We start from the raw sequence: 12,312 nt of genomic DNA on the forward strand, positions 1-12,312 counted from the left end.
TCAATAGGTTAACGTAAATTTTTGAGATTTTTTTTGAGTACTTGTTTTTATCGGCCTTTAAACTGGTCACCAAACTTTAGTTCGGTTTCTTTGGCGCCGTTGAGGTTCACGAGGCGTTCCGGCTCAAAGACCATTTCACGGGCAATCCCATCCTTGAGTTTTTCAACGCATTCGAGCATTTCTGCTGCCGATTGGCACGTCAAAAGCGCCTGCCGCACCGACATCGCGACGTTATCACCATCTTGGATCCTATCGCCTTCGGCTCCAGGATGACAATATTTCTCGTCTAACACAAACCCCTTGCACAATCTCGCAGCGAGCTGTTTCATGCGGCCCATCGCATTCATTTCCGTCGCCCCATCCTCAATCTTAAACTTGTAATAGAGCGGAAACACATCAAGCGCTTCTTGCGCGGTAATCACATGCTTTTCGCGACCTTCCCACGCATCTGCAATCTGCCCGAAAATCCACGGGTTATGCATCGCCCCGCGCCCAATGCTCACGCCCGAAACGCCATAAGTATTGATGCGTTCGCGTGCGCATTCGACGCTATTCACATCGCCATTGCCAATCACGGGAATCTTTGCCGCAGCTGCAACTTTGCCAATCCAGTCCCAGTTCGCGAGGCCGTTATAGCCCTGCAAACGTGTACGACCATGAACTGTGAGCATTTCAACGCCCTCGCCCTCGGCAATCTTGAGCGTTTCCATCACGTTGATGCTATCGTCGTCCCAGCCAATACGGCACTTAAGCGTAAGCGGAATCTCCGGCGTCTTTGCGTCCAAAACCGCCTTCACGTCATGCAGAATCTCTTGCAAACGGGGCAAGTCCCGCAAAAGTCCAGAACCGCTCCCCTTGCCCGCCACCTTCGGCGCCGGACACCCAGCGTTCACTTCGATGAATTCCGGATGGTAACGCTCGGCAATCTTGCCGGCTGCCGCCGCCATACGGTCCGGGAAACGCCCAAAAATCTGCACACCAAACGGGCGCTCTTCCGGGAAAAACTTCAGTTGCTTGTGACCATCCGGATTGAACACGGCATCGCCATCGGTCGGAACAAACTCAGAAACCAAAAGTCCCATGCGGTCGCCCGAAAGCACCCGGCAAAGCCTCCTGAACGGAGCATCAGTCACTCCATCCATCGGACTGAGGATTGTATTGGGGAAAATCTCCTTGTTTCGGAGATTAAAACGGACCTTTTTAGGCAAATTATCAATCTTCAACATTTAAGTCACAACTATTCACAAATATTCCGCAATGTGAACCCGAAAAAGATATTTAATTTCGCTTTAACCATCACTCTAAGTCTATGTTAAACTTATATTTAGTGCGTGGCTAATATAACTAAACAATCTCTTATTCAGGAAATCGCCAAATCCACCGGATTTGTGCGCAATGATATTAAAATTGTTGTCGAACAGTTCCTCGACCTCCTCGGCGAGAAGCTTATCGAAGGCAATACTATTGAAATTCGCGGTTTCGGCACGTTCGCCTGCAAGCCCCGCAAGGCTCGCCCGGCACGCAACCCCCGCACTGGTGAAACAGTCCTCATCGACGAACGCTTGGTCCCGACATTCAAGTTCAGCAACGACATTAAGGACAAGATCAATTCGCTCGAAGGCATCCTCGGCGAAGCATCCGTACAGCCGGAACTCGAAACTGAAAACGAAATCGTACACGTCGGTAGCGACGACGATTCCATCTAAACGAACGTTGAACCTATTAACTCAGGCAACGCAAACGCCTGATACGAAAGAGCCGGCTTGAACGCCGGCTTTTCTTTTTCTTTGTCATGCCCGCCACTGAGCGGGCATCTCCTTTATTACGACAGTGCAGCGACTTCTTCATCCGTCAAGAATCGCCAACCGCCCTCACCCAGCGTACGATCCAGAACAACCGGTCCAATCGCAATGCGTTCAAGAGTTTCGACGTGATTGCCGACTGCGGCGAACATACGACGAACCTGATGGTACAGTCCCTCGCCAATCGAGATGTCCACCGCATCTCCACTCACTTCAATCTCACGAGCCAGCACCGGACGTCTTTCGTCCTTGAGCATCACGCCCGCCAAGAGTTCCGCCTTCTGCGCATCTGTAAACGGGCGTGCAAGCGTCACGCGATACTTTTTCCAGAGTCCCTTCTTCGGGCTTTCGACCTTGTGGATAAAGTCACCCTGATTCGAGAGCAACAAGAGTCCCGAAGAATCCGCATCCAAGCGCCCGACGGACTGGATACCCATTGCCGTAAAGCGCTCCGGCAGCAAATCATACACAGGCTTGTGGTCACGGGCATTGTGGCTGCATTCCACATCCGTCGGCTTGTAAAGCATCACGTACAGCTTTTCAACTGTCGGCGCTTCTTCGCCATTCACCGTGATAAACTCCGGACGCGTCTTGAATTCCATGAACGGGTCATCGAGAACCTTGCCATCCAGTTCCACAAGGCCCATGCGCACTAACCCACGCGCATCCTTGCGGCTACCAAAGCCCATCGAGGCAAGCAAACGTTCCAAAGTCAAAACAGCCATCAGTCCTCCAAAATAAATTCAAGAATCCGTCTACGGATAAAGCCGAGTTGCGGAAGTTCATTTGTTTTAATCACATGTGCGCGACGGCGCCAAAAGCTAAACGCCAAAATTCCAGCCAGCACAAGCGTTTCCAAAGTAAAGCAGAAAATGCGGAGCAACGTAATGCTCAAGTGAACCGATCCAGCAGCGCGGAGTTCCTTTTCGTTACACCAGTCCATTCTCAAGTCCCAATCGCCAACGTATGAGTACGCCTTCAAGAATCCATTCACCGCAGCGATATAGCCCATGGTCTGGTAATCCGTGCGGACACCTTCAACAAAGCAATCTCTAAAGCGCACGCGAAACAGCGAAAGCACCGCCTTCAAAATTTTCAGAATGTACTTGAACGCCCTAGCATCAAAATCCGGCGTCAAAATGATGGTCCAAAATTCACGATCCGAAAGCTTGCGTTTTTCCTTCTTCGGCTTTTTTTCGTCAGCGGGTTTCTCATCATCAGGCTTCGCGACTTCAACAACCGACGAAGATTTTACTTCAGTCGGCGGCTCACTCTCGTTACCGGCACCACTATCACTCGCCTCCAGATGTTCCGTCTTGGGAGTTTCTGCAGGCTTTTTCGCAACAGCTTCAACCATCGGCGGCGCATCTTGCGGCTCTAGCTTTTCACTATCTACCGCCAGTTCCTTACTGCCAGCTTCTTCCTTCCACTTCTTCTCGTACTCGTAAACCTTCTTCTTGAAAAAAAAGAAAAGCGCCCGCACACCGCGCTCCCCGGCCTGGAAATCAATTCGAAATGCAAACGGGAAAAGCAGTAGCACAAGCGCTACAACGAGAATTACACAAAAGAGCCAGGAAAGAAAGCCCATTACTTTTCGGCTTCGTCAGCCTTCTTGCTGATAATGTCGATCAATTCGGCAAAGCTCTTGTCTTTCAGGATTTTGCTGAACTGTTCCTTGTAGTTACGGGCCGTAGAAAGGTCATCGATGACCAAGTCCCAAGCCTTCCACTTGCCATTCACAAGCGTCATCTTGTATTCGAGCACCGATTCCTTGCCCTTGTTCCACAAGTGAGCGACAACGCGAGCATCGTCCGTACCCTTCATCTTGGCCGGTTCATAAATCGTAGAATCGGCGCGATAAAGTTCAAGGCGATTTGCACTGGAGTTGCGGACCATGCGCTGGAATTCCGTCACGAACTTCTGCTGAGAAGCTTCGTCCTGAGCCTTCCAGTCACTAGCGGCCAAGGACTTCTTAGCCAAGAGAGCAAAGTCAAAGGAATCATTCAAAAGGTTCTTGACGCGTTCCGTCTCCTTGGCGGTACGCTTGGACTTCTTGATGATGTTCTGCAGTTCAACGTCCTTGCTCTTCACAACAGACACCGGATCTTCGGCAGCAAAAGACAAGAGCGAAGCACAGGCAATAGCGATCAAAATTTTCTTAAACATCTTAGAATCTCCTCTTTTTTACTTAAAATACGTTTTATAGTCGCTAAGAGACAACCCCATCTTTGCCACTAATCCGGCAAATTCGACGTTATATCGGCAAACTGCGAAATAATAATCTTTTTGCATGGTTATATTCTGCGTATAGGCCGATACAAGAGCGCTAGTTTGGGACTTATCGAGGTCGTATTTCATGGCGGCATCTTTCAAAAGCGACTCCGTTGCACGCAGGCTTTCACGCAAAGCGTCAAGCTTACCCTTGGCGGCCACTACCTGATAATACTGTTCAACAGCCTTAGCCACAAGCCCTTCCGAGGCGTAATTTTCCTTCAGCTTAAGACCGCGATATTCCGTTCTTGCCTGGCGAAATTCTTCCCAGCTCTTCCAGAAGTTCAAACGGTACCTTAAGCCAACACCGATAAGCCCCGAAATCTTGTTCACGGCATCCTGGGCAAAAGCGTTTTTCTGGACCACGTTACGGTTACCGGCCCAGCTCTTCACATATTCAAACTGCCCCATGACAAAGAACTCGGGAGCAAGCTTCGCCTCCGCCAAATCCATCTGGAATCGGCGAGCACGCAACCCCGCTTCAAGCTGCTTCAGTTCAGGATTATGCTTGATGGTCAACTCACGAACCTGATCCTCCGTCGGCATCGGTTCCGGTCTCATCGCAAGGATTGTATCCTCGGCTGCAAAAGTTTCGCCGTCCTGCAAGCCAAGAGCAAAACGAATCGCCAGTTGAACTCGTTTCATGCCAAGGTCAGCCTCGATAACGCCTTCCTTGACGGTATGCATTTTAGCCTTCAAGTTCAAAAGGTCCGTCTGCGAAACCGTCGGCTCATCTTCGTCCAAAGCCTCTTCAAGCTGGTCATATGCCTTGTCCACCTGTTTCTGGGCATCGGCGGCAATGCGCTTCATTTCAAGAGCAAGGAGATAGTTGTAATAATAACTCTGGAGTTCAACTTCTTTCTTGAGCGTTGAATTTTCAATTTCAAAAGTCTTCTGCTGCAAATCAGCTTCCAAAGCCTGCTTACCCGTACGATACTGGCCCAAATTTAGCGGCTGGACAAACTTGGCTTCGACACCCCAGAAAGGCCCCATTCTAGAAAAATCGTACTTTTCAGCCTTTTCAATTCCTAGAGTATCCCCAGACTGATTGAAATAGTAATCGTTGTATTCCTTGAGACCCGGAGCAGGCCCCACCATCATCGACACATAGAAAGTCGGCAAAATGACTTCGGACTTGAGCGCACTAATCTTATTTTTCTTGGCTTCGGTGCCATAACGCAGTTCTTCCATCTGCGGGTCACTCGCAAGCCCCTGTTCCACAAAGCGCAAACAGTCATAACGGACTTCGCCCGCCAAGGCGATCCCCGTCATTGCAAGAATAAAAAACAAATTCTTAATCACAGCTAGAATTTAGAAAAAAAAGATTTGTTTAAAAGGAACAGTGTTTTACCAAATCCCTATATCGCCTCACAACACCTTCATAGTAAGAAGTCGGGAGCGGAGCATTCTTTTCAAGGAGCTTGTCAACAGCGGTATGGCCAAGGTTGTACGCCACAAGAGCCTCCCTCAAATTTCCATACTTTCCAATCAGACGAATCAGGTAAGCCGAACCCACAACCACGTTCACGTCCGGGCGCATCAAGTCGTCTTCATTTTCTACAAAAACACCAAACCTACGACCAATTTTTTAGCGGTTTCCATTTTTATCTGCATCAAACCAAGCGCACCTGAAAATTTCCCTGTCTGGAACCTTCCACGGGCAAGCGGGTTTCCGCGACTTTCCTGAGCGACAACAGCAAGTATAATCAGAGGGTCCAGTGAATACGACTGCGAAATCTGCCACAAGTTTTCTGCCAACATGCGGAAACTCACCTCGGAGATTCTATCGCCAAGCATGTACGTGAGCGCCTTTTCAATTTTCACGTAATCAAGCGTCCACTTGCCCACCACCTCCAAATGTTCTATATCGTTATGGAGAATGCGTTCCTGATAAGCAAGCTTTTCAAGTTTACGACTATTGGAATACCACTCGCTCGCAAAGAAAAACAAAACAGCAAAGCCAATGATAAACAAGACGCTTACGCTCATCGCGGAGAGACGAACGCTACTTTTTTTCACGACGAGTCTTCTCCAAGAATTCCAAATAAGTAACCCAGTCCTGGATAGCGCCAAAGGAACTCAGCAAAGTCGTATCCTGCACAACGCCCAATTTACGCATCGGACCAATCGCCGATTCCAGGCGGTCAATCTCGCGGATGTAACGCGCTTTCTGGCTTTCGAGCGCCGTAATCTGCGCCTGCTTATCAGAAATCTCACGCCCCTGTCCAACCACGATAACAAACAAGCTAACAGCCCAACCGACAAGGAACAAAGCCACAGAAATAGCAAAGCCCAAAGAAAGGCTTATTGACTTTTTCTCATAATGCACCCCAACAAGATTGACTTGCTTGGAGATGCCCGACTTACGGTATTCCTCACGGCTCTTGTAAATTTCAAAGATATTGCGGTAGCGTTCAAAATAAGCCTGCAACTCTTCGCTATCAAAAATCAAGATGAGCGTCGCTTTTTGTTGCTTGACCAAATTCAGAATTTCAAGGAACAAGCTACGATAAGCATCCGTCGTAAATCTTGCATTCTGAAGATTCACAAAGAAGAACACGCCTGGGCCACGCACAAGCATTTCAAGCTTTTCACGAACAGCCGAAAGCTGGTATTCGCCAAGAATCCCGTACAGAGAAATCTCAACTTCTTCGCCGCGATCTTCAACCTGGATGTCAATCAAGTCCGCACGCACAGATTACCTCTTCGTCACCGACACGGAAATCTTGAACGCTTTGCGGTCAAGCACGTTGAACGGAGCATTCCAGAACGGGAACACGCGAATGCCTTGGAACGCTTGCGGAGCTGCGGTTGAAGTCGCTCCAAAAATGGAGCCGATAAAGATAGACGTCGGTCGGTCAAATGCCATGCGGAACACGCAGCCCGCCTTTTCATCGCGAATTTCAAGCGACTGACCATCCGGGTACAAAAGCGGTTCCATCATATTCCACCTGACATTCTTGCCGTCAATCCAGACTTTGTTGACATCGCCATGCGATAAAAGCCCGAGCTCAAGAATCGTCCCGAAATAGCCCTTCGTATTCACATACGCAAGATTATCAATCGCATAAGAAACAGTAAACTTGGCAGCGTCGCCCTGGAACGTAAAGACTTTCTTTATTTTGAACAAAGCCTTGCGCTCTTCATTGTCAAAGCCCTGTTCCTCATCAAGCATTATCTCGGTGCCGACATCCGAACGCAGAATCCGATAGTCATACGGGTCTGCAAGCAAGTGCTTGCGGTCGTAAAGCATCTGTTCCAGCTTGACCGGCGTAAAGTCCACATTCGGCACAAGGCAATCCAAGAAGGCAAACGAAGGTTCGCCGTCATCGCGCCAAGAGTTCACGAGATTCGTCTTTGCACCCTTGTAATTCCACGCACGGAGCGCGCCACCAATGCGGTAGTCAAGCAAGTAAGACGATTCCGGGTTTTCACAAAAGAGAACTTTTTTGCCACGAAGCAAAAAGTCGCACACATCCACGCGAAGCCCAGAGAATCCAGTAAGATCATCGAGAACCTGCGATGCCGAAAGCAACATGCGATTCGAGCGCTTGCGTACCATCATGGAACGCATGCCCGAGCGGTTGTGCATATCCCTAAAATAAAGCGGAGCCATCGCCGGCAAAAGCGCATGGCAAAATTCAAGCCACTTCTTGCCCGAAAGCACACTACGAGCTCTCCTGTACAAATTCAGGAAAGACTTGTGGTGCATATTGATTTCTGGACGGCGAATCAAAAGTTCACGACAAGTGCGCGCTGTGGAAGGGAGGCCTAACCTGCGACCCGCCGAAACAAGGAAACTAATCGTACCGCAAGTTTCAAGCTGATCTACCGCAAAACCAACGGTTCTAGTCTGAACCTCATTCATCTCGACAAAGTCTACAAAGCGCCCGAAGAATTCAATAATCTCGGTAGGTTCCGACGGAATATCCAAAAGCGCAATAGCAGACTTTCCATCACGGCAATACTGTTCCGCTACCGAGCGCCAAGAAAGATTGTCTTCGGCAATTGCCTTCGAAAGCACCTCGGACACGGGGACAATGCGAATAAGCGCACCACGGTCTTCAAGCGTAAACCAGCCAGATACAGGCGTTGAACGTCCAAGCGCATCTTGCACAGCCGCTTCCGTCACTAGCGCATAATCAAAACGAGAGCGCTCCAGAACATCAGCCATGCCCGGCTCCCACACCAGCGAGGAATTGAAATATCCCTGCGGTTCTGCGCCAAGCACCTTCTTCAAGTAATCGCGATGCAACTCCAGCTGCATCGTCTGCAAATCTTCCGGGAAAAGCGGAAGCATCGGATCGTAATAGCCACCGCCTAAAAACTCGAGAACCCCATTGCGAATCGCATTTTGAATCTTGCCGAACATCAACGGCTTTGCCACATTGTAAAGCGCTTCAATCACAGGCCCATCCAAGAAGATGGAGCACTTTACCTGTTCCGAATTCAGAAGAACGTTCAATCCTTCGAGCAAGTTACGCGCGACCGCCTCAAGGTTTTCATACGAGGTCGATGGCGACATCTGCAATACAAAGGATATTCTAGGATTCATGCGACAAAGAATAGCAATTTTAGATACAGATTATGAGTTATTAGTTACTAGAGATTGCTTAAACAAAGATGTTTTTTAATTGCTTTTATAACAAAATAAATAAGACGAACGTCCCCGCGTGATTTGCGAGCGGCATAAAAAAGAAAGGACCCCCCGAGGATTTCCTCGGGGGGTCCGTGAATCCAGCGGCGACCTACTCTCCCGGGCCCGGGGGCCAGGTACCATCGGCGATCTGAGGCTTAACTTCCGTGTTCGGGATGGGAACGGGTGTGACCCTCACTCGATAACCGCTGAAACAAACTCATGCATGGAACCTAAACTCTTTGCAATCGCCAGAATGCCGAAGCCAGGCGGGTCCGGGCTGCCCACGCGGGACAGTAGAACCAAATCGTTGAAAGAAAGGAAAAGCGTCTCACGGGCTATTAGTACCGCTCGGCTCAACGTGTCGCCACGCTTACACCTGCGGCCTATCGACGTCGTAGTCTCCGACGGCCCTTCAGGGGGTTGCCCCCGCGAGACCTGATCTTGGGAATGGCTTCACGCTTAGATGCCTTCAGCGTTTCTCCAATCCGGACATGGCTACCCGGCAATGCCGCTGGCGCGACAGCCGGTACACCGGAGGTCCGTCCGTCCCGGTCCTCTCGTACTAAGGACAGCTTCCCTCAAGTCTCGAACGCCCACACCGGATAGGGACCAAACTGTCTCACGACGTTTTGAACCCAGCTCGCGTGCCGCTTTAATTGGCGAACAGCCAAACCCTTGGGACCTTCTCCAGCCCCAGGATGCGACGAGCCGACATCGAGGTGCCAAACCTCCCCGTCGCTATGAACGCTTGGGGGAGATCAGCCTGTTATCCCCAGAGTACCTTTTATCCATTGAGCAACGGCCTTTCCACGCTGTACCGCGGGATCACTAAGCCCTACTTTCGTACCTGCTCGACGTGTCCGTCTCGCAGTCAAGCTCCCTTATGCCTTTGTGCTCTGCGCGCGATTGCCGACCGCGCTGAGGGAACCTTTGGATGCCTCCGTTACCTTTTGGGAGGCGACCGCCCCAGTCAAACTGACCATCAGACACGGTCCCTGTCCCGGATGACGGGACGAGGTTAGATCTCAAAACGGGCAAGGGTGGTATTTCAAGGACGGCTCCCCGACGACTGGCGTCGCCGGCTCGTAGCCTCCCACCTATCCTACACATGCCAGCCCTAAAACCAATGTCAAAATACAGTGAAGGTTCATGGGGTCTTTCCGTCCAGGTGCGGGTTGCCGGCATCTTCACCGGCACTGCAATTTCGCCGAGTCCCGGGAGGAGACAGTGCAGAAGTCGTTACACGATTCGTGCAGGTCGGAACTTACCCGACAAGGAATTTCGCTACCTTAGGACCGTTATAGTTACGGCCGCCGTTTACCGGGGCTTCGATTCAGGGCTTCGCTTGCGCTGACCCCTCCTGTTAACCTTCCGGCACCGGGCACGTGTCAGACCATATACGTCCACTTGCGTGTTAGCATGGCCCTGTGTTTTTGGTAAACAGTCGCTTCTGCCGTTTCCCTGCGACCTCCAGAGGCTCCGCGCTGTTCACGCTCACCACCGGAGGCTCCCCTTATCCCGAAGTTACGGGGTTAATTTGCCGAGTTCCTTCTCCCGAGTTGTCTCGAGCACCTTAGGCTATTCGCCTCGTCCACCTGTGTCGGTTTACGGTACGGGCCTCCGTTCGCTCCCTTAGCGGTTTTTCCTGGCACGGTCCATCGCGGCGCCCCTTCCGGCCGAAGCCTTCCGGGGGTCCGGAGCCTGGGTCATGTGCTGGGGGGATTTGCCGCCCCAGCGACTCGCACTCCTTCAGCGGCATCCATCGGCCGCCCCGTGAATTCCCATGCGTCGCCGCGTCGGTCATGACGCTTATCGGAGGGTCCAGGAATGTTCACCTGGTTGTCATCGGCTACGCCTCTCGGCCTCGTCTTAGATCCCGACTGACCCCGGGAGGATTATCCTTGCCCGGGAACCCTTGGACTTACGGTGTGCGGGTTTTTCACCCGCATTTTCGCATACTCATGCCAGCATTCTCGTTTCCGGTGCCTCCAGCGGGCATCGCCACCCGCCTTCCCAGGCCTGCGGAACGCTCTCCTACCGCTCTGTTGCCAGAGCCCACGACTTCGGTGACGTGCTTAGTCCCGATCATTTTTGGCGCGGAGCCGCTTGACCAGTGAGCTATTACGCTTTCTTTAAAGGATAGCTGCTTCTAAGCTAACCTCCTGGCTGTCTGTGCAGCTCCACATCCTTTCCCACTTGGCACGTACTTGGGGACGCTTAGTCGGTGGTCAGGGTTGTTTCCCTTTCGTCTACGGATCTTATCACTCGCAGGCTGTCTGCCATGCATCGCGTTCACGGTATTCGGAGTTTGATAGGGTTTGGTAAGCGGGTGTGCCCCCTAGTCCTGCCAGTGCTCTACCCCCGTGAAGCTAACATGACGCCATACCTAAATATGTTTCGGAGAGAACAAGCTATCGCCCAGTTTGATTGGCCTTTCACCCCTACCCACAGCTCATCCGAACACGTTTCAATGTATATCGGTTCAGCCCTCCACGGAATGTTACTTCCGCTTCAGCTTGGCCATGGGTAGATCACTAAGGCTTCGTGTCTGCCGTGTACGACTGGTCGCCCAGTTGAGACTCGCTTTCGCTTCGGCTCCGGACCTGAGGCCCTTAACCTTGCCGTACACGAGCAACTCGCTGGCTCATTAAACAAAAGGCACGCCGTCAGGAGGATGAATCCTCCCTCCGACAGAATGTATGCACGCGGTTTCAGGCGCTATTTCACTCCCCTCTCGGGGTGCTTTTCACCTTTCCCTCATGGTACTGTGCACTATCGGTCATCCGCTCGTATTTAGCCTTGGAGGGTGGTCCCCCCGTCTTCAGGCAGGATTTCACGTGTCCCGCCCTACTCTTCGACGGACGTCAGTTTCTTGCTCGCTACAGGCCTGTCACCTGCTGTGGGGGGGCTTTCCATCCCGCTTCGCTCGCAATCCGCTGTACGCAACCCGTCTGGGCTCCTCCCGGTTCGCTCACCACTACTACGGGAATCTCGGTTGATTTCTTTTCCTCCGGGTACTGAGATGTTTCAGTTCCCCGGGTTTGCCTCCGCTAGACTATGTATTCATCTAGAGGATACGCTTGCGCGTGGGTTTCCCCATTCGGAACCCCGGTAGTCAAAGGCCCTTTGCGCCTCGTACCGGACTTTCGGGGCTTGGCCCGTCCTTCGTCGCCGGCGGATGCCTAGGCATCCCCCGCGTGCATTCCTTCGCTTAAATCCTAATTCCAGCGATTCAGCTCTGTTCTGCCGCATGAGCAGCTCGAATCCACCTGTTTTTTTCTTGGTGCTTCAAGTCACTCTGTATGCTTGATTGCTTTGTTAGTTTCCATGCCGAAATTTCAATTTTCACATGTCCTCGCTGGGACGATGTTTTCTGCACCCGGTCGGTGCTTCCTGGAGCTAAGGAGACTCGAACTCCTAACATCCAGCTTGCAAAGCTGGCGCTCTACCAGTTGAGCTATAACCCCTGAAAGTGGGCCTGAATGGACTTGAACCATTGACCCCCGCCTTATCAGAGCGGTGCTCTAACCAGCTGAGCTACAGACCCGGGCTCTAAAAGAATCGGAGATGTACTTATGCGACGGCGTTTGTCTTTTGAAA

General features: G+C 51.4%; 10 protein-coding genes, 2 tRNA genes and 2 rRNA genes. 1 reads left to right on the forward strand and 13 read right to left on the reverse strand.

Annotated features, from left to right (window positions below; all coding sequences use genetic code 11):
- Positions 1 to 47 precede the first annotated feature (47 nt).
- On the reverse strand, positions 48 to 1,226 hold the full coding sequence (locus FSU_RS05185) for a tRNA dihydrouridine synthase (protein WP_014545435.1): 1,179 nt from the start codon (positions 1,224 to 1,226) through the stop codon (positions 48 to 50).
- Between the two features lie 105 nt (positions 1,227 to 1,331).
- Between FSU_RS05185 and FSU_RS05190 the strand changes: the two genes are divergently transcribed.
- Entirely contained in the window at positions 1,332 to 1,706 is a 375-nt protein-coding gene (locus FSU_RS05190; protein WP_014545436.1) for an HU family DNA-binding protein, read from the forward strand.
- A 116-nt stretch (positions 1,707 to 1,822) separates the two neighbouring features.
- Here the strand turns inward: FSU_RS05190 and FSU_RS05195 are convergent, their stop codons facing one another.
- The 12 genes from FSU_RS05195 to FSU_RS05250 form a co-directional block, all read right to left on the reverse strand.
- On the reverse strand, positions 1,823 to 2,527 hold the full coding sequence (locus tag FSU_RS05195) for a pseudouridine synthase (protein ID WP_015731778.1): 705 nt from the start codon (positions 2,525 to 2,527) through the stop codon (positions 1,823 to 1,825).
- On the reverse strand, positions 2,527 to 3,342 hold the full coding sequence (locus FSU_RS05200; protein WP_244263723.1) for a hypothetical protein: 816 nt from the start codon (positions 3,340 to 3,342) through the stop codon (positions 2,527 to 2,529). Before FSU_RS05200 ends, FSU_RS05195 begins: the two co-directional genes overlap by 1 nt.
- Positions 3,343 to 3,389: 47 nt before the next feature.
- Entirely contained in the window at positions 3,390 to 3,968 is a 579-nt protein-coding gene (locus tag FSU_RS05205; protein WP_014545439.1) for an MlaC/ttg2D family ABC transporter substrate-binding protein, read from the reverse strand.
- Positions 3,969 to 3,986: 18 nt separating this feature from the next.
- Positions 3,987 to 5,363, reverse strand: coding sequence for a TolC family protein (locus FSU_RS05210; protein WP_155808705.1), 1,377 nt, complete (start codon positions 5,361 to 5,363; stop codon positions 3,987 to 3,989).
- 40 nt (positions 5,364 to 5,403) lie between these two features.
- Positions 5,404 to 5,658 carry a transglycosylase SLT domain-containing protein gene (locus FSU_RS16640; protein WP_276324416.1) on the reverse strand — a complete coding sequence of 85 codons (255 nt, stop codon included), beginning with the start codon at positions 5,656 to 5,658 and terminating at the stop codon, positions 5,404 to 5,406.
- Positions 5,631 to 6,092, reverse strand: coding sequence for a lytic transglycosylase domain-containing protein (locus tag FSU_RS16645; protein ID WP_041917826.1), 462 nt, complete (start codon positions 6,090 to 6,092; stop codon positions 5,631 to 5,633). The genes FSU_RS16640 and FSU_RS16645 overlap by 28 nt, the downstream gene beginning before the upstream one ends.
- The gene (locus tag FSU_RS05225; protein WP_014545441.1) at positions 6,079 to 6,768 is read right to left on the reverse strand and encodes a hypothetical protein; all 690 of its coding nucleotides are present in this window, start codon (positions 6,766 to 6,768) and stop codon (positions 6,079 to 6,081) included. Before FSU_RS05225 ends, FSU_RS16645 begins: the two co-directional genes overlap by 14 nt.
- Before the next feature lie 3 nt (positions 6,769 to 6,771).
- A complete protein-coding gene (locus tag FSU_RS05230; protein WP_014545442.1) occupies positions 6,772 to 8,628 on the reverse strand; it encodes a polysaccharide deacetylase family protein in 1,857 nt (618 codons plus the stop codon).
- A gap of 180 nt (positions 8,629 to 8,808) precedes the next feature.
- Positions 8,809 to 8,923, reverse strand: a 5S ribosomal RNA gene (gene rrf / locus FSU_RS05235).
- Positions 8,924 to 9,027: 104 nt separating this feature from the next.
- Positions 9,028 to 11,931: ribosomal RNA gene (locus FSU_RS05240) — 23S ribosomal RNA — on the reverse strand.
- A 175-nt stretch (positions 11,932 to 12,106) separates the two neighbouring features.
- Positions 12,107 to 12,179, reverse strand: a tRNA-Ala gene (locus FSU_RS05245).
- 6 nt (positions 12,180 to 12,185) lie between these two features.
- Positions 12,186 to 12,259: transfer RNA gene (locus FSU_RS05250), tRNA-Ile, on the reverse strand.
- Positions 12,260 to 12,312 lie beyond the last annotated feature (53 nt).

It is taken from the genome of Fibrobacter succinogenes subsp. succinogenes S85, from assembly GCF_000146505.1.
GTDB lineage: Bacteria > Fibrobacterota > Fibrobacteria > Fibrobacterales > Fibrobacteraceae > Fibrobacter > Fibrobacter succinogenes.